Annotated in this window: 15 protein-coding genes; 6 read left to right on the top strand and 9 right to left on the bottom strand. The window is 74.1% G+C overall.

What is annotated here, in order from left to right:
* The first annotated feature begins 85 nt into the window (after window positions 1-85).
* On the top strand, window positions 86-925 hold the full coding sequence (locus ACI79K_RS06420) for a substrate-binding periplasmic protein (RefSeq protein ID WP_456587955.1): 840 nt from the start codon (window positions 86-88) through the stop codon (window positions 923-925).
* Window positions 926-1,101: 176 nt separating this feature from the next.
* On the opposite strand, the gene ACI79K_RS06415 is transcribed toward ACI79K_RS06420, so the two are convergent.
* From ACI79K_RS06415 to ACI79K_RS06400, 4 genes are all read right to left on the bottom strand, one after another.
* On the bottom strand, window positions 1,102-2,130 hold the full coding sequence (locus ACI79K_RS06415) for a zinc-dependent alcohol dehydrogenase family protein (RefSeq protein ID WP_456599321.1): 1,029 nt from the start codon (window positions 2,128-2,130) through the stop codon (window positions 1,102-1,104).
* Window positions 2,131-2,229: 99 nt separating this feature from the next.
* A complete protein-coding gene (locus ACI79K_RS06410; RefSeq protein ID WP_456599276.1) occupies window positions 2,230-3,261 on the bottom strand; it encodes a 1-acyl-sn-glycerol-3-phosphate acyltransferase in 1,032 nt (343 codons plus the stop codon).
* 58 nt (window positions 3,262-3,319) lie between these two features.
* Window positions 3,320-4,198 carry a patatin-like phospholipase family protein gene (locus ACI79K_RS06405; protein WP_456599275.1) on the bottom strand — a complete coding sequence of 293 codons (879 nt, stop codon included), beginning with the start codon at window positions 4,196-4,198 and terminating at the stop codon, window positions 3,320-3,322.
* Window positions 4,199-4,303: 105 nt separating this feature from the next.
* Entirely contained in the window at window positions 4,304-4,765 is a 462-nt protein-coding gene (locus tag ACI79K_RS06400; protein WP_456599274.1) for a DUF1905 domain-containing protein, read from the bottom strand.
* 210 nt (window positions 4,766-4,975) lie between these two features.
* On the opposite strand from ACI79K_RS06400, the gene ACI79K_RS06395 reads away from it, so the two are divergent.
* Entirely contained in the window at window positions 4,976-5,944 is a 969-nt protein-coding gene (locus ACI79K_RS06395; protein ID WP_456599273.1) for an asparaginase, read from the top strand.
* 52 nt (window positions 5,945-5,996) lie between these two features.
* On the top strand, window positions 5,997-6,887 hold the full coding sequence (locus tag ACI79K_RS06390) for a polysaccharide deacetylase family protein (protein WP_456595556.1): 891 nt from the start codon (window positions 5,997-5,999) through the stop codon (window positions 6,885-6,887).
* 71 nt (window positions 6,888-6,958) lie between these two features.
* Here ACI79K_RS06390 and fdhA read toward each other — a convergent pair whose 3' ends face one another.
* The 4 genes from fdhA to ACI79K_RS06370 all read right to left on the bottom strand — a co-directional run bounded on the left by fdhA (window position 6,959) and on the right by ACI79K_RS06370 (window position 10,640).
* Window positions 6,959-8,182: a formaldehyde dehydrogenase, glutathione-independent gene (gene fdhA / locus ACI79K_RS06385; RefSeq protein ID WP_456587961.1), complete on the bottom strand. Its 1,224-nt coding sequence runs from the start codon at window positions 8,180-8,182 to the stop codon at window positions 6,959-6,961.
* A gap of 401 nt (window positions 8,183-8,583) precedes the next feature.
* Window positions 8,584-9,750, bottom strand: coding sequence for an MFS transporter (locus ACI79K_RS06380; RefSeq protein WP_456587962.1), 1,167 nt, complete (start codon window positions 9,748-9,750; stop codon window positions 8,584-8,586).
* Between the two features lie 56 nt (window positions 9,751-9,806).
* Window positions 9,807-10,112: a muconolactone Delta-isomerase family protein gene (locus ACI79K_RS06375; protein WP_456587963.1), complete on the bottom strand. Its 306-nt coding sequence runs from the start codon at window positions 10,110-10,112 to the stop codon at window positions 9,807-9,809.
* A 213-nt stretch (window positions 10,113-10,325) separates the two neighbouring features.
* Window positions 10,326-10,640 carry a hypothetical protein gene (locus tag ACI79K_RS06370; protein ID WP_456587964.1) on the bottom strand — a complete coding sequence of 105 codons (315 nt, stop codon included), beginning with the start codon at window positions 10,638-10,640 and terminating at the stop codon, window positions 10,326-10,328.
* Window positions 10,641-10,890: 250 nt separating this feature from the next.
* Between ACI79K_RS06370 and ACI79K_RS06365 the strand changes: the two genes are divergently transcribed.
* Window positions 10,891-12,342, top strand: a complete 1,452-nt coding sequence (locus ACI79K_RS06365) for an NAD-dependent succinate-semialdehyde dehydrogenase (RefSeq protein WP_456599272.1) — start codon at window positions 10,891-10,893, stop codon at window positions 12,340-12,342.
* Between the two features lie 76 nt (window positions 12,343-12,418).
* Here ACI79K_RS06365 and ACI79K_RS06360 read toward each other — a convergent pair whose 3' ends face one another.
* Window positions 12,419-14,242, bottom strand: coding sequence for a flavin-containing monooxygenase (locus ACI79K_RS06360; RefSeq protein WP_456599271.1), 1,824 nt, complete (start codon window positions 14,240-14,242; stop codon window positions 12,419-12,421).
* Window positions 14,243-14,358: 116 nt separating this feature from the next.
* Between ACI79K_RS06360 and ACI79K_RS06355 the strand changes: the two genes are divergently transcribed.
* Together ACI79K_RS06355 and ACI79K_RS06350 are read left to right on the top strand one after the other, a co-directional pair.
* Window positions 14,359-15,555 carry a GAF domain-containing protein gene (locus ACI79K_RS06355; RefSeq protein WP_456599270.1) on the top strand — a complete coding sequence of 399 codons (1,197 nt, stop codon included), beginning with the start codon at window positions 14,359-14,361 and terminating at the stop codon, window positions 15,553-15,555.
* Between the two features lie 77 nt (window positions 15,556-15,632).
* Entirely contained in the window at window positions 15,633-16,631 is a 999-nt protein-coding gene (locus ACI79K_RS06350; protein ID WP_456599269.1) for a YihY/virulence factor BrkB family protein, read from the top strand.
* The last annotated feature ends 112 nt before the right edge of the window (window positions 16,632-16,743 follow it).

Here is a 16,743-nt window from a genome sequence, read left to right as displayed (position 1 = left end):
ACCGGCTCCACCCGCACCGAGCTCCACCGCACCGCAGCGCGACGGCTCTCCTGCCGTCGGGCCCGATCGTCCTGAGGAGGACACCGTGAAGACGCACCGCCTGAGCGCCGCCGTCATCGCCCTGGGTTCCGCCGTGGCCCTCGTGGCCTGCGGCTCGGAGTCCACCACCAACGAGGTGGCGGCCGACTGCGAACCCGCGCACGAGTTCGAGACCGTCGAGGAGGGCGTGCTCACCGTCGCCCTCACCAACACCCCGCCGTACTCCTTCGAGGAGGACGGGGAGGCCCAGGGCATCGACAGCGACATCCTCCGGGAGGTCGCCGCCGACGAGTGCCTGACGATCGAGTACGCGCCCTACACCTACGCCACCGCGGTACCGGCCGTGGAGACCGGCCGCGTGGACGTCGCGGTGGGCGGCTTCTACCGGACGGCGGCGCGCGGCGAGGTCGTCACCCTCAGCGCCCCGGTCTACCTCGACGAGCTGACCGTCATGTCGACGGACGGCGTCTCCACCGTGGACGACCTCATGGGTAAGACCGTGGGCACCGTGGAGGGCTACCTCTGGGTCGACGCGCTGCGGGAGCTGCTCGGCTCCAGCTTCCGCACCTACCCCGACTCGCTGAGCCTCGCGCAGGACCTCACCGCCGGCCGGCTCGACATCGGGCTCGACGGCTACGGCGCGGCGGCGCAGTCGACCGAGGGCACTGACTTCCAGATCGCCGTGCTCGAGCAGGACCCGCGCGTTCCCGCCACCGAGGAGCCGTCGCAGACCAGCCTGCTCCTCGACCCGAGCAACGACGCCCTGGCCACCGCGATCGACGACCACATCGCGCAGATGCGCGAGGACGGCACGCTGGTGGAGATCTTGGAGGCCAACGGGCTGCCGGCGTCGGCCGCCGAGGTGGGTGACCCCCGGCTCATCTGAGCCGTTGCTCCGCAGGGGCCCGTGGTCGCGCATCGCCGTGACCGCGGGCCCCGCCGTGTCCCCGCCGTCGGGCTGGGCATCCGCCTCGCGAGCCAAGCGCTCGTCCCGCGTGGCCGACGAGAACGTCGACATGGTTCGCGGACGGGTGCGGCCGCAGGGCAGGGCCCGGTCCTGGCTCAGCGAGACGGGTCCACCATGGTCATGCCCGCCACCGTCGCACGGTCGAACCCGGGGAGCAGCGCAGCCGCCTCGTCCAGTCCGATCGTGCGTTCCACCAGCCGCTCGGGGTCGAGCGCACCCTGCTCGATGAGGGCCAGCATCCCCGGGTAGTCGGCCGCCGCCATCCCGTGGCTCCCGAGCAGATCGAGTTCCCAGCCGATCACCCGCTCCATCGGGACCCGGGGGTGCCCGCCGACGGGTGGCAGCAGCCCGACCTGGACGTGCCGGCCCCGACGGCGCAGGGCGAGGATGGCGTCGGCACAGGTCTGCTCGCTGCCCACGGCGTCGACTGCGACGTGGCTGCCGCCACCGGTCAGGTCGCCGACCACGGCGGGGACGTCGATGCCGTCCGCCCGCAGGGTGTGCTCCGCGCCCAGCGCGGCGGCGACGTCGAGCGCCTCGGGATTGCGGTCCACCGCGACGACCCGGCCGCCCAGCGCGCGGGCGATCATGACCGCGCTGAGGCCCAGACCGCCGGCGCCGAGCACGGTCACCCACTCCCCCTCTCGGACCCGCGCACGGCCCACCAGGGCGCGGTACGCCGTGGCGAACCGGCAGCCGAGCCCCGCCGCGGCCGCGAACCCGACGTGGTCGGGGATGCCCACGAGGTTGGTGTCCGCGGCGTGCAGGGCCACGTACTCGGCGAACGATCCCCAGTGGGTGAAGCCGGGCTGCTGCTGATCGGGGCAGACCTGGGCCTCCCCGGCCCGGCACCACGCGCACCGGCCGCAGCCGCAGACGAACGGCACGGTGACGCGGTCACCGATCCGCCAGCGACGGACACCGGCACCTCGCTCCACCACCACACCGGCGAGCTCGTGCCCCGGTACGTGCGGGAAGGCGATGTCGTCGTGGCCTGCCCAGGCGTGCCAGTCACTGCGGCACATCCCGGTGGCCATCACCCGCACGACCACCCCGTTCGCCGGCGCGGCGGGCACCGCCACCTCCCGCACGAGGGGCTGTGCCCGGACAGCGTCGACGAGCATGGCGCGCACCCCGCCATGCTGCCAGCCCGCGGGAACCGGCCGGGAACGCCTCGCCCCAGAGCGACGGCGTGGCCGGCCGCTGCTGCACGGGTGCGAGGGTCAGGCGCCTCCGGTGGTGCGCCTCGTCGCCGCACCGGACCGCCCGCGGGGCGTCCGCTCCTGCGCCGCTTCCCGGCGGCGGGTCTCGTCGATCCACGCGTCGATGCCCTCCCACCAGTGGTAGAGCCAGTCGACCTGCTCGGTCGCCGCGCGGGGCACGTCGGCCGCCGGGACGAACCACCAGCGCAGGTGCAGCGTCTTGTCCATGGGCAGGCCCCGCCACAGGTCCCGCACCGTGTTGAGGTGCTCCAGCCCGGTGTGCGCGACGAAGACGACGTCCGCGTGCGGGGCCGCCTGGAGCGCCGCGGCGACACCGGCCGGCCGCGGTGGCAGCACGTGCTGCATCGCCTCGGCCCGGCGGACCGCGGCGAGCAGCCCCCGGGAGCGCAGCCGCTCGATGGCCCGGAAGCGACGCTGCGGGGTGAAGTTCGCCCCCTCGGGGAAGACCAGGAGGGCGTCCTCCTCGCCGAGCTCTCGGGCCAGGTCGGCGATCGCCCGTACGGAGGCCTCGGAAGCCCCCGGCCCGGCCGCGACGAAGTGGTTGGGCAGCCGGTTGAGGTAGAGGTCGATCAAGGGGTCGAGCTGGAGGAAGTCCTTGAGCACGATCCGCGGCCGGCGGAGGTGGTCGCGGTTCATCAGGGTGTGCACGAGCAGGAGCGAGTCCCCCGGCCCCGCATGGCGGGAGAGCACGATCATGGCGTTCGTCGAGCCGGGCTGGCCGTCGTCGAGCGGTGACCAGGACGCGCCGTCGGTCACCAGCCGCAGGGCGAAGATCCGCTGCGCCACCCGCATGAGCACGTCGAGGAGCACGCGCAGGACGGTGTAGTGCGCCCCACGGTAGGCCGACCGGGTCAGCAGGCCGGCCCGCCGCAGCGTCCACAGCACCGCGCCGGCCGCCTGGCCGGCGACCTGCAGCGCCACGTACACCAGCACGAAGAGCAGCAGGCGCAGCGCCCGCCAGCGGCCGGGGAGCCACACCGAGACGATCGCCGCCACGAGTACCAGCACCGGCAGCAGCACGATCCCGGCCACGAGGGCACCCAGCAGGAGGGGGCCGGCGAGGCGGCGCACGGGGCGCGGTGGGAGCACGTCAGACCGTCCGGCCGTCGGACGGGTGGGTCCGCGCCAGGTGCTCCAGGGCGGCGTCCCGGGCCCGGTCGATCCGGCTCCGCACACCGGAGAAGTCGCGGTAGCGCAGGTTCCGCAGGTCACCGGCCGAGGGCTCGGCCTGCTCCCCCGAGGGCAGGACGTGCAGCGTCACCCCCGGGGGCAGCGCCGCGAGGTCGGCGGCGAACCGGTGCCGCCGGGCGATCTCGAACGCCACCGTCGCGACCTCCCAGGGCCGGGTCGGTGGGCGCAGCGGCCGGTCGATCCGCCCGACGTGGAGCACGTAGATGGTGTCGGCGCCCAGCGCCACCGCCCGGCCCACCGGGATGCTGTGCACCAGCCCGCCGTCCAGGTAGTGCTCGCCGTCGAGCTCGACCGGCGGGAGCAGACCCGGCACCGCGCAGGACGCGAGCACCGCGGGGACGAGCGGCCCGTCGGAGAACCAGTGCTCGGCGGCCCGCTCGATGCTGGCGGCGACGCACTGGAACGGGACCCGCAGCTCGCCGAAGGTCTCCACCGGCAGGTGCCGGGCGAGCAGGTCGCGCAGCGGCTCCCGCGGGTGCAGGTGGGTGCGCGTGCGCACCAGCGTCCCGACCCGCGCGAGCACGGAGCCGGCCAGGACCCCCTCGGATGCCAGCTCCTCCCAGACGGCGCGCATCCGGCCCACCGCGGCCGGCGTGGGGTCGGCCGCGACGAGCGCGCCGTTGATGGCGCCCACCGACGTGCCCACGATCAGGTCCGGGCGGATTCCGTGCTCGAAGAGGGCCTCGAGCATCCCGACCTCGGCCGCTCCGAGCACTCCCCCGCCGCCGAGGACGAAGGCCGTGCCTCCTCCACCGGCCGGCACCTGCGTCGAAGCCATGGCCGCATCCTGCCAACTCCCTGCCCGGCCGGCCGGACGTGCGGGACCCGGCACCGCTCCGGTACCGACGACGCGGCGGGGAACCCCGCCGTCCAGCGGATCGGGTCACGTGAGCGCGGCGAGCACCTTCGTGACGCGGCGGGCGCTCGTCTCCGGAGTGCGGGCACCGGCCACCGACTCCGCGTGTGCCCGCTGCTTGCTGTACGAGAGGGCCGCCCAGGCGTCGGCCGCGGCGGGGTGGGCGGCGAAGGCCTCGGCGAGCGCGGGCGGGAGGTCCACCGTGCGCGGCGCGTCGTCGACCTCGAGCCGCACCTCGACCTCGTCCCCCGCCCCACGGCCGGTGGCCGCGCGGGTCGCGGCGTTGAAGGTCACGAGGAACCGGCCGCCCATCGAGGCGGTGGTCGTGCGGTAGGTGTGGCCGCCGTCGACGGTGACGACCACGGGCACCCGCGCACCGCGGCCGAAGCTCCGCAGCACGTCGTCGGGAACGACGATGCCGACGTTGTTCCCGCCGCTCGCCCAGAGGGTGGTGCGAAAGGTGGCCGAGGTGGTGGGGGTGCTGGTCATGAGGGCTCCTGCCGTTCCGCGTCGCTGACGAGCGGTAGACCCCCGCCGCCACCCGTTCTCATCGGTCCGGTCGGCCGACCGCGAGCGGGCGGGATCGACGCACGCCCCCTCGTGCGCGGCGCGGTGCGTCTCCGGTCGCCGACCTGCGACGGAGGGAGGAACGTAGGGCAGGTCGTCGCCGCATGGCGTTCCAGCCCGGACGGAGGTCGCGTGGCACGTGTCCACCTGCTCGCCACAGGCGGCACCATCGCCAGCCGGCAGGGGCCCGAGGGGCTCGCGGCCGTCACCCCCGCAGCCGAACTGCTCGAGGCGGCCGGTCCCCTGGCCGGCCTGACCGTGACGACGAGCGACCTCGGCACCGTCGGCAGCTTCGCGCTCACGACGTCCGACCTGCGGGAGCTGGTGGCCGAGGCGCGACGCTGCCTGGCCGGCGGGGTGGACGGCGTCGTCCTCACCCAGGGCACCGACACCATGGAGGAGTCCGCGTACCTCGCCGACCTCGTCCACGACGACCCGCGCCCCATCGTCTTCACCGGGGCGCAACGCCCGTTCGACAGCCCGGCTCCCGACGGTCCCGCCAACCTCGCCGATGCGCTGCGGGTCGCCGCCTCCCCCGCCGCGCGGGACCTCGGCGCCCTGCTCTGCTTCGACGGCCTGGCCTTCGCCGCCCGCGGGGTGCGCAAGGTCGACACCCTGCGCAGCGGTGCGTTCGGCGCTCCCGGGCGTGGACCGGTGATCCGGCTGGCCGGCGAGTCGGTGCTGCCGCTGGCCACGCCCGCGCGCCGCCCACCCCTCCCGCTCGACCTGCGGTCGGAGCTGCCCCGCGTCGACGTCGTGGCCTGCTACCTGGGCGCGGACGCGTCGCTGCTGCACGCGGCGGTGGCCGCCGGCGCCGCGGGCGTCGTCGTGCAGGCCTTCGGCGCCGGCAACGTCCCCCCGGCGATCGCCGAGGCCGCCGAGGAGCTCGTGGCCCGCGGGATCCCCGTCCTGGTGTGCTCCCGGGTGGCATCGGGCCCCGTGGCACCGCTCTACGCCGCAGGCGGAGCCCGCCTGGCGCGCGGCGGGGCCGTGTTCGCCGGCGATCTGAGCCCGTGGCAGGGGCGGCTGCTGCTGGCGGCGGCGCTCGCCCTCGCCCCCGACGATCCGCAGCGGGTCCTGGACCAGCACCTCACCGGCTGAACCCCCGCCCCGGCCCGGCCCGGGGCGGCCTACGCGAAGGAGCGCGACGACGATGAGCAAGGAGATCTTCGTGGCCTTCGGTGTCGACATCGACGCCGTGGGTGGCTGGCTGGGCTCGTACGGCGGGGAGGACTCCCCGGACGACATCTCGCGGGGTGTGTTCGCCGGCGAGGTCGGCGTCCCGCGCATCCTCGAGCTCTTCCGGCGCAACGAGCTCACCCAGACGTTCTTCTGGCCGGGGCACTCGATCGAGACGTTCCCGGAGCAGTTCGACGCCTGTGTCGCGGCCGGGCACGAGATCGGCGTCCACGGCTACAGCCACGAGAACCCGATCGCGATGAGCCGGGAACAGGAGCAGGCGGTGCTCGACCGCTGCATCGGGCTGATCGAGCAGAGGGCCGGGCGCCGCCCGACGGGGTACGTCGCGCCGTGGTGGGAGTTCAGCGGCGTCACGAACGAGCTGCTGCTCGAGCGCGGGATCACGTACGACCACTCGTTGATGCACCGCGACTTCGAGCCCTACTACGTCCGGGTCGGCGACTCGTGGACGAAGATCGACTACTCGGCGCCCGCGGAGAGCTGGATGGAGCCGCTCGTCCGCGGGGAGGAGACCGATCTGGTCGAGATCCCCGCCAACTGGTACCTCGACGACCTGCCGCCGATGATGTTCATCAAGTCCAGCCCCAACAGCCACGGCTTCGTCAACCCGCGGGACATCGAGCAGATGTGGCGCGACCAGTTCGACTGGGTGCACCGGGAGATGGACTACGCGGCGTTCACCATGACCATCCACCCGGACGTCGCCGGGCGCCCGCAGGTGCTGCTCATGCTGGAACGCCTGATCGAGCACATCAACGGGCACGACGGCGTCCGCTGGGCGACGTTCGACCAGATCGCCGACGACTTCCTGCGCCGCTCCCCGCGCACGGCTGGCCGGTCCTAGGTCCGGGCGCGGCCGGGCGTCCCCGCACCGCCGGCCAGGGCGGTGCGGGGACGCCGGGGAACCGGCCCCGATCAGGCGGCCGTGCCCACCATGCCGTGCGGATCGAGCACGTACTTGCGGGGCGCGCCCTGGTCGAACTCGGTGTAGCCGCGCGGTGCGTCCTCCAGCGGGATGACCGTGGCGTTGACCGCCTTCGCGATCTGCACCTTGTCGTGCAGGATCGCCATCATCAGCTGGCGGTTGTACCGCATGACCGGGCACTGGCCGGTGGTGAAGACGTGCGACTTCGCCCAGCCCAACCCCAGCCGGATGGAGAGCGACCCGGTCTTCGCCGCCTCGTCGGCCGCGCCCGGGTCCCCGGTGACGTAGAGCCCGGGGATGCCGAGGGCACCGCCGGCCCGGGTGATCTCCATCAGCGAGTTCAGCACGGTCGCGGGCGCCTCCTGCTGGGCCCCCTCGCCGTGCCCCCGGGCCTCGAAGCCCACGGCGTCCACGCCGCAGTCGACCTCGGGCTCGCCCAGGATCTGGGCGATCTGGTCCTTCGGGTCGCCCTTGGAGACGTCGATCGTCTCGCAGCCGAAGCTGCGGGCCTGGGCCAGCCGGTCCTCGATCAGGTCGCCCACGATCACGACCGCGGCCCCGAGCAGGTGCGCCGACACGGCCGCTGCCAGTCCCACGGGACCGGCGCCGGCGATGTACACCGTCGACCCGGTGGTCACCCCGGCCGTGTAGCAGCCGTGGTAGCCGGTCGGGAAGATGTCGGACAGCATCGTGAGGTCCTGGATCTTCTCCAGCGCTTGGTCGCGGTCGGGGAAGCGCAGGCAGTTGAAGTCCGCGTACGGAACCATGACGTACTCGGCCTGACCACCGGTCCACCCGCCCATGTCGACGTACCCGTACGCCGAGCCCGGACGGTCCGGGTTCACCGTGAGGCAGAGGCCGGTTCGGCCCTCCTTGCAGTTGCGGCAGCGGCCGCAGGCGATGTTGAACGGCACGCTGACGATGTCGCCGACGTCCAGGAACTCGACGTCGGGCCCCTTCTCCACGACCTCCCCGGTGATCTCGTGCCCGAGGACCAACCCCTCGGGAGCGGTCGTGCGCCCGCGCACCATGTGCTGGTCGCTGCCGCAGATGTTGCTGGTGACCGTCTTGAGGATGACCCCGTGCGGCGTCTTGCGGCCGACGTTGGACGGGTGCACCCCCGGGCCGCTCGACAGCTCCAGCTTGGGGTAGTCCAGGTCCGCGACCTCCACCTTGCCCGGTCCCATGTACCGGACGGCCTTGTTCCCTGCCACCGCGCTCCTCCTCTGGTCCTGGACGGCCCGCGTCGTGCGCGTCCCCTCCGTGGTCCCCCGCGCCGATCGGCGCGGACGTCTCTGCCGTCCGGTCGGGCGGCGCCGCGTCACCCACCGCTCCGGTCGCGGGGCGCGGTCTGGCGTGGCGGGGCGAGCCGTGCTGAGGGTCGGCGGCGAGGGCGCCCCACCAGGCTGACCGGCATCGGGACCTCCGCAGCGGTGCGACCAACGCGTGATCCAGCTCACATGCCGGTCCCTCCCGTCCGCAATCGGGCACGGCACCGGTCCGCGCGGCGGCTACCCGATCCGCGGCTACCTACGACGCGGTGTGAGGGCGTCGACCCCGAGACGTCACCTCGCTCGTCGGGTGCAGGAGCGGCGCCCCCGACCCCGCACCGCGGTCAGGTGCGACCGACGCTGAGCACGGTCAGGTAGGCGGCCAGCCCCAGGGCGAGGCAGCCGGCGATCACCGGGGCGTAGGACCCGGAGGCATCGACGGTCGCACCGGCGAGCGGCGCTCCCACGGCCGAGCCGAGGCCGGCGCTGGTGTACAGCACCCCCAGCAGGCCGCCCAGGCGGGTGGTGCCGAAGCGCTCGGCGACGACCGCGGGACCGATCGCGACGAACCCTCCGTAGCCCACCCCGAGCACCACGGCGAAGGCGGCCAGGACGCCGTACCCGCCACCGACCCCCCACAGCGCGAAGCTCACGGCCATCGTCAGGAAGCACCCCTGGAAGGCGCGCAACGTCCCGGTCCGCGCGGCAACCAGTCCGAGCAGCAGCCGGCCGGCGGTGCTCGCCGCGCCGATCACCCCGACCAGCGCGGCCGCCGCGACCCGGTCGATCCCGGCCTGCTCGGCGTACCCGGGCAGGTGCACGAAGGGCACGAACAGCGCGACGGCCATGAGGCCCGACGCCAGGTACAGCCGCCGGTAGTCCCGGTTCCGGACGGCCTCACGCAGCGTCAGCGCCGCCGGGCCGGTCTGCACCGGCGGGCGCTGCACGACCGCGGCGCACACCAGCAGGACGACCGCGCCGGCCAGTCCGAGCACGAGGTGCGTGTTCCGCCAGCCCAGCTCGCCGATCAGGGCAGCCGCCAGGGGCGCGACGGTGAGCGTGCCCAGGCCGATCCCCGTCACCGCCACCCCGACGGCGATGGTCCGCCGTCCCTCGAACCACCCGCTGACGACGGCGACCATCGGGACGTACGCGCAGGCCACCCCGATGCCCACCCCCAGGCCGTAGGTGAGCAGCCCGATCCACAGCTCGCCGGCCTGCGAGGTCGCGGTCAGCCCGGCCCCGAGCGCGACGCCGCCGACCAGCAGCACCCGCCGGGGGCCGTAGCGGTCCACCGCGACGCCGCTGAGCGCGCCGAGGCCGAAGTAGGTGAGCGAGGTCAGCGCGAAGAAGGCCGACGTGGCACCCCGGCCGGAGCCGAACTCCGCCGCCATGGGCTCGAGGAACGCGCCGAAGGAGTAGGCGATCCCGAACGAGACGAACATGCCCGCGAACGCCGCGGCGACCATGACCCAGCCACGGCCCGTGTCGACGGCTGCCGAGGGGCGCATGGCGGAGGACGATACGAGATCGCCGCGGGTGCGCCCGGGAGGCCGGGCGTCCGGGGTCAGGGCTGCCAGCGTCCGCGGACGTCCTCGGCGAAGGCCGCGTACTCCCGGATCGGGAGCACCTCCTCCAGGGTCAGGTGGTGACTCATCGGTAGGGCGCCCATCACGACCTGGTCGAGCTGGTCGTGCGACTCGACGTCGACGACCCCGATGACCCGGCGTTGCCCGGCGACCTTGTACAGGTTCTTGACGAGCCCCGCCTCCATCGCGCCGAGCGCCGCCTCCGTCTCCCGCTCCCACTCGTCCCAGAAGGCGTCCCGGTCCAGCCGGGTGTGGTCGACGCGGAGGCTGACGTAGAACAGCATCGGGGCGCTCCTGGGATCCGCACGGCGTCCGGCCGACGCCGGTTCTGTCGGGACGGCCGCAGTGTGTCCGCCCCCGCCCCCTCGGGACAAGAGGCCGGGCCCCGCGCCCGGGCACGGAGGGTCCGACGGCGCTCCGGGCGGGGGTGGCCAGGGTGGGACGTCGACGCGCGAGCGCCCGGGCGTCTCAGGCGCCTCGGGCCCGCTCCCCGCGCCTCAGCCGCGGTCGACCGGGCGGCGGAACAGCTCCCCGACCCGCGAGGGCGGTTGCTCCGCGGGCGGCCGGGGGCGCTGCCGCGCGCCCACGGCGTGCGCGCCGGCCGGCCGGGGCCGGGCGGCCTCGGTGAGCCGCTCGTGGGCGAGGTAGTGCTGCACGACGTCCGGGGCCGCTCGGTGACCGCGGGCGGCGACGTCGTGCCGCGCCTCCCACTCGCAGACCCGCTTCTCGAACTCCGTCATCTGCAGCGGATCCGGCGCCCGGCGCCCGCGCCCGGCCCCCGGTCCCCCCTGTGCGTTCTCCCTGGTGGTCATCCCGCCTCCTCGAGGCCGCTGGTGAGGACCACGGTGCTCCTCCCGGCGCCGCGGGGGCAGGGCGGAAGGTCCCTGCCCGCTCCGCGCGGCCGTCCCACGCACGCGTGCCGGAACGGGCCACTCCGCCGAGCGCACCGTGGCGCGTGTCACCATCGCCCAGGCAGCAGGACCGCTCGCAGTACCGGCCCCGACGCTCCGAGCAGGCGGGCCCGGGCTCCGGACGCGCAGGACACCCAGTGGAGGGCGTGTGATGACGCAGGACCAGGGCCGCACGATCTACGTCGACGGGCAGTGGTGCCCGGCCGACGGAGGTGCCTCCTTCGACGTCACGGACCCGGCCACGGGGCAGGTCATCGGGCAGGCCGCGGACGGTGGCCGGGCGGAGACCGAAGCGGCGATCGCCGCCGCGGAGCGCGCGCTGCCGGCGTGGTCCGGGGCGACGGCCTACCAGCGCGCGGCCGTGCTGGCGAAGGCCGACGGCCTGATGCGCGAGCGCCGCAGGGAGCTGGCCGCGCTGATGACCCGGGAGCAGGGCAAGCCGCTCAAGGCCGCCATGAACGAGGTGGCGTACGCCGCGGACTTCCTGGCCTGGTTCGCCGAGGAGGCCAAGCGCATCGGCGGCGTGACGATCCCCTCGGCGCGGGCCGACCAGCGGTTCCTGACCATGCGCCAGGCGGTCGGTGTGGTCGCGGCCATCACCCCGTGGAACTACCCGATCTCGATGCTCACCCGCAAGCTCGCGCCGGCCATCGCGGCCGGGTGCACCTCGGTGCTCAAGCCGGCGGACCAGACGCCGCTCTGCGCGGTCGCGACGGTGCAGCTGCTCGCCGACGCCGGCGTTCCCGCCGGCGTGGTCAACATGGTCACGACCACCCGGGCGGCGGAGGTCGGCGACACGCTGCTGGCGTCACCGGTGGTCCGGAAGCTCACCTTCACCGGCTCCACTGCGGTGGGGAAGATGCTCGCCGCGAAGGCCGCGACCACGCTGAAGCGGGTGTCGGTGGAGCTGGGCGGGCACGCACCGTTCCTCGTGTTCCCCGACGCCGACCCCGTCCGCGCGGCCAAGGGCGCGGCGCTGGTGAAGTTCCTCAACACCGGGCAGGCGTGCATCAGCCCGAACCGCATCTACGTGCACCGCTCCCTCTACGACACCTTCCTCACGACGCTCGAGCAGCGGATCGCGGCGCTCCGCATCGGCCAGGGCGACCAGGACGGGGTCACCATCGGCCCGCTCGTGGACGAGCGCGCCGTGGCGAAGATGGAGGCCCAGGTGCTCGACGCGCGCACCCGGGGCGCCCGGGTCGTCGTCGGTGGCGAGCGGGTCCAGGTCGACGGGCTCGACGGGACGACCTTTTTCGCCCCCACGCTGCTGGCCGACGTGACGCCGGACATGCTCGTCTCCCGCGAGGAGACCTTCGGCCCGATCGCCGCGGTCACCCCGTTCGACGACGAGGACGAGGTCATCGCCCGGGCGAACGACACCGAGTACGGCCTCGCCGCGTACGTCTACACCAACGACCTGTCGACGGCGATCCGGGTGACCGAGCAGCTGCGTTTCGGGATGGTCGGGATCAACGACATCAATCCCACGTCCGCCGCGGCGCCCTTCGGCGGGGTGAAGGCGAGCGGCCTCGGCCGCGAGGGCGGGTACGAGGGCATCGACGAGTACCTCGACACCAAGCTCGTCGGCATCTCCGTCTGACGCCCCGCCGCCCGGGTGGCGGTTCCCGGCGGGGCCTCCGGCACCCGCTCCGCCGGGAGCGGGTGCCGGGCGGCGGTCAGCTGAGGTGGTGCACCTCCTGGAGGCGGTGGACCGGGGTCGGGATCCCCTCGTAGCGCGCCTTCAGCTGCAGCGCGAGGTACAGCGAGTAGTGCCGCGACTGGTGCAGGTTCCCGCCGTGGAACCACAGCGCCTCCTGCTGGGTGGGCTTCCACATGTTGCGCTGCTCGCCCTCCCAGGGCCCGGGGTCCTTGGTGGTGTCCGAGCCGAGGCCCCACACCTTGCCGACCCTGTCGGCCACCTCCTGGCTGATCAGGTCGGCCGCCCAGCCGTTCATCGACCCGTACCCGGTGGCGTAGACGACGAGGTCGGCCGGCAGCTCGGTGCCGTCCTCCAGGACGACGGCGTCCTCGGTGAGGTGGTCGACGATCCCGTGGGCCAGCTTCACCTCGCCGTTCGCGACCAGCTCGGCAGCCCCCACGTCGATGTAGTAGCCGGAGCCGCGGCGCAGGTACTTCATGAACAGGCCGGAGCCGTCCTCGCCGAAGTCGAGCCAGAACCCGGCCTTCTCGAGCCGGTCGTAGAAGTCGGCGTCGCGCTCCTTCATCTGGTCGTACAGCGGGATCTGGAACTCGTGCATGATCCGGTACGGCAGCGAGGCGAAGATCAGGTCCGCCTTCTCCGTCGTGACGCCGGCGGCCAGCGCCTGCTCGGAGTAGAGCGCGCCGAGCCCGATCTCCATGAGGGTGTCGCTCTTGACGATGTGCGTCGAGGAACGCTGGACCATGGTGACGTCGGCGTCGTTCTCCCAGAGGGCCCCGCAGATGTCGAAGGCGGAGTTGTTGCTGCCGATGACGACCGCCTTCTTCCCGGCGTAGGCGTCGGGGCCCGGGTGCGCCGACGAGTGGTGCTGGTCGCCGCGGAAGACGTCCTGGCCGGGGATGACCGGGACGTTCGGCTTGCCGGACATCCCGGTGGCCAGCACGACGTGCGCCGGGCGCAGGGTGAGCGGCTTGCCGTGCCGCTCGACCTGGACGGTCCACTCCCCCTTCTCGGGCGAGTAGGCGGCCGTCGTGGCCACCGTGCTGCCCCAGTACGGGACCTCCATGACCGTGACGTAGGACTCGAGCCAGTCGCCGATCTTGTCCTTGGGTGAGAACACCGGCCAGTTGTCCGGGAACTTCAGGTACGGCAGGTGGTCGTACCAGACCGGGTCGTGCAGGCACAGCGACTTGTACCGGCCGCGCCACTGGTCCCCCGGCCGGTCGTGCTTGTCGACGACGAGAGCCGGCACGCCGAGCTGCCGCAGCCGGGCGCCCAGAGCGATGCCGCCCTGGCCGCCGCCGACGACGAGCACGTAGGGCTGGACACTGACCCCCAGCTCGGCCTCCTCCTTCTCCCGCCGCTCCAGCCAGGTGAGGCGGTGCTTGTTCGCCCCGTGCTCGGCGCCCATCGGCCGAGCGGCGCCACGTGGCTCCTCGTGGCCCTTGAGCTCGTGCATCGTGGTGAGGAACGTCCACGCCTTCGGCGCACCGTCCTCCTCGACCAGGCGCACCAGCCCGGTGCCGCGGCCCACGGCTGTCTCGAAGGTGAACCACGCGGTGGTGACGCCGTCGGCCTCCTCGGGCGGCTCCGCCACGGTGAACGACGACGGGTCGGTGCGCTCCAGCGTCTGGGTCAGCAGGTCGCTCACGCCGGCCGGGTTCTCGACGGTGGTGATGTTCCAGCTGAAGGCGATCAGGTCGCGCCAGAAGCTGGTGGCGGCGAACATGCCGGCCGCACGCGCGACGTCGCAGGCGCGCAGCGCGTCGGCGAAGTCGGCGAGCCAGCGCTCGGCCCGCTGCGCCGGGGCCTGCGTGGTCGTGTCGAGGGTCTGCGTCATGGCTACCTCCCGCGGGCACGGGTCGACGTGGTGTGATGTGCAGCACAGCGCCCGGGGGTCGGCGGCGGAAGCGTTGCAGCGTGTTGCACGCGGCCGGGGCGAGGTGGAGGTGCGGCGTGACCGGCTACTCGGCGATCGCTCCCGGTACCGACCTGTCGCAGCACGCCCGCGTGCTGGTGCGCGTGCACGACGCGGTGATCGGGGGCAGCCGGCCGCCCGTCCGCCCCCGCGGGGTCGTCGCGCGCTCGTGGTCACGGGTCCTGGGCCTCGGGCTCGACCCGTCGCGCACCAACGCCCGCGAACCGCTGTGCCCCGCCGAGGTCGAGCGCCGACGCCGGTGCTCGCCCCTGCTGCCGGTGATCGGTGAGCTGCGGCAGGTCCTCGGCAGCGTGGCGGACGCGTCGGCCTTCCTCATGGTCGTCACCGACGCCGACGGCGTCCTCCTCTGGCGGGAGGGATCGGCCCGGGTGCGGCTGCGCGCCGACGCCCTGGGCTTCACCGACGGCGCCCGGTGGACCGAGCAGACCGTCGGCACCAACGCCATCGGGACGGCGTTGGCCGAGGCGGCGCCGGTGCAGCTGTTCTCCGCCGAGCACTTCGAGCAGGCCCAGCACCCCTGGTACTGCACGGCCGCGCCGATCCACCACCCCGTCAGCGGTGAGCTGCTCGGCGTCGTCGACGTCAGCGGGCCCGCGCTGACCCTGCACCCGGTCATCGCGGCGCTCGTCGAGACCGCCGTCCGGCTGGCAGAAGCCCAGCTGTGGCGGCACCACGAGCAGCGCCTGGAGCGGTTGCGCCGCTCGGCCCGCGGCGTGCTGGCCACCGTCTCCGGCCCGCTGCTGCTGGTCGACGAGCACGGCTGGGTCGCGCACCGGTCGGGTATCGCCGCGCGCGACCGGGTCGCGGTGCCGCGCGATGGCACGGTGCTCGCCGTCCCGGGCCTCGGGCTGTGCACGCCCGAACGCGTCGGTGAGGGCTGGCTGGTCCGGCCGCACGACCCCGGGGACGCCGTCGCCGCCGAACTGGACCTCACCGGCCCACCCGTGCTCCGCCTCCGGTCCCGCCGTGACCCGTGGGTCACCCCGCTGACCCGCCGGCACGCCGACCTCCTGCTCCTGCTGCACCAGGCCGGCCGGGCGGGGCTGGGCGCCGACCGGTTGAGCACCGCGCTCTTCGGCGACGCGGCGCACTGCGTCACCGTCCGGGCGGAGATGTCCCGGCTGCGGAAGGTGGTCGGCGGCCTGGTGACCACCAACCCCTACCGCCTGGCCGCCGGGGTCACGCTGACGGTGCTCCGCCCCGAGGAGGGCTGACGCGCACCGGCGACGGCGAGGCGCGCGGTCGGCCCCGTCGCCGTTGCGACCACCCGCCTCCGGGGGTGGGATGAGTCATGGCTGTGGCCCGGCACGGGCGTCCCCCGACCGGCACCGAGGACCGGGAGGACGGGACCGAGCGGTACGACGCGGACTCGCCGCACCGCATCTCCGCCGCGGGTTGGCGGGCTCTGCTGGCGCGAGCCGTCCGGCAGCTGCTCACCGATCGGCTGATGGTCCAGAGCGCCGGGGTGGCGTTCTTCGCCGTCCTGTCGGTCGCCCCGGTGCTGGTGACCGCCGTGTCGATCTACGGCGTCGTGAACACCCCCGGAACGGCGCTCGAGCAGCTGTCCGAGGTGGCGGACGTGCTGCCCGACGACCTCGAGTCGATCGTCGCCGACCAGCTCACGACGATCACCGCCGCGTCGGCCCAGGTGCTCACCTTCCGGGGGCTCACCGGCCTCCTCGTGGCCCTCTGGACGGCGACGACCGCGATGACGTACCTCATCGACGGCGTCTGCATCGCCTACCACCAGACGGAGACGCGCGGTCTGCTGCGCCGCAGTGGCCTGGCCCTGCTCTTCGTGCTCGCCGGCGCCGTGGGGCTCGCCGGCCTGATCGCCGCGGCGGGGGTCGTCGGCGCCCGGCTCGCTGGCGCCCCCGGTCCGGTCCGCGCCGCCGCGTCGGTGCTGTCCTGGATTGCGCTGGCCGTGCTCATGGTGGCGGCCCTCACGGTCCTCTACCGGTTGGCCCCGGACCGCCGGGACGCGCGGTGGCGGTGGCTCACGGCCGGATCGGTGCTGACGACGCTGGTCTGGCTCGGCACCACCCTGGCCTTCTTCTCCTACGTGCAGAGCCTGGGCAGCTACCAGTCGACCTACGGCTCCCTCGCGGGCGTGGCGATCAGCATGTTCTGGCTGTGGACGACGGTCGCCCTCATCTTCCTCGGTGCCGCGGTGAACGCCGAGACCGAGCGGCAGACCGTGCGCGACTCGACGGTCGGGCCGGAGCAGCCGCTCGGCCGACGAGGTGCCGTCGTGGCCGACAGCGCGCCGCCGTACCCGGGCGAGGACTGAACCGGTACGCGCCGGCCCCTCCGGCATCCCGGTCACCCGCCCACCGCGCTCCCGGGACCGTGCGCCGACGGGCGCCGCAGCAGCGCCCACGAGGTCCCCGGCCGCGCTACCG

This window comes from Blastococcus sp. SYSU DS0616 (assembly GCF_054051015.1).
The sequence above is the reverse complement of the archived record's forward strand: the minus strand, read 5'-3'. Positions and strand labels throughout refer to the sequence as shown.

Bases quoted from the DNA above. Each gene is read 5' to 3' on its own strand.
- ACI79K_RS06415 (WP_456599321.1), bottom strand. From the start codon at position 2,130: ATGCTCGTCGACGCTGTCCGGGCACAGCCCCTCGTGCGGGAGGTGGCG.
- ACI79K_RS06405 (WP_456599275.1), bottom strand. From the start codon at position 4,198: ATGGCTTCGACGCAGGTGCCGGCCGGTGGAGGAGGCACGGCCTTCGTC.
- ACI79K_RS06400 (WP_456599274.1), bottom strand. From the start codon at position 4,765: ATGACCAGCACCCCCACCACCTCGGCCACCTTTCGCACCACCCTCTGG.
- ACI79K_RS06390 (WP_456595556.1), top strand. From the start codon at position 5,997: ATGAGCAAGGAGATCTTCGTGGCCTTCGGTGTCGACATCGACGCCGTG.
- ACI79K_RS06380 (WP_456587962.1), bottom strand. From the start codon at position 9,750: ATGCGCCCCTCGGCAGCCGTCGACACGGGCCGTGGCTGGGTCATGGTC.
- ACI79K_RS06375 (WP_456587963.1), bottom strand. From the start codon at position 10,112: ATGCTGTTCTACGTCAGCCTCCGCGTCGACCACACCCGGCTGGACCGG.
- ACI79K_RS06370 (WP_456587964.1), bottom strand. From the start codon at position 10,640: ATGACCACCAGGGAGAACGCACAGGGGGGACCGGGGGCCGGGCGCGGG.
- ACI79K_RS06365 (WP_456599272.1), top strand. From the start codon at position 10,891: ATGACGCAGGACCAGGGCCGCACGATCTACGTCGACGGGCAGTGGTGC.
- ACI79K_RS06360 (WP_456599271.1), bottom strand. From the start codon at position 14,242: ATGACGCAGACCCTCGACACGACCACGCAGGCCCCGGCGCAGCGGGCC.
- ACI79K_RS06350 (WP_456599269.1), top strand. From the start codon at position 15,633: ATGGCTGTGGCCCGGCACGGGCGTCCCCCGACCGGCACCGAGGACCGG.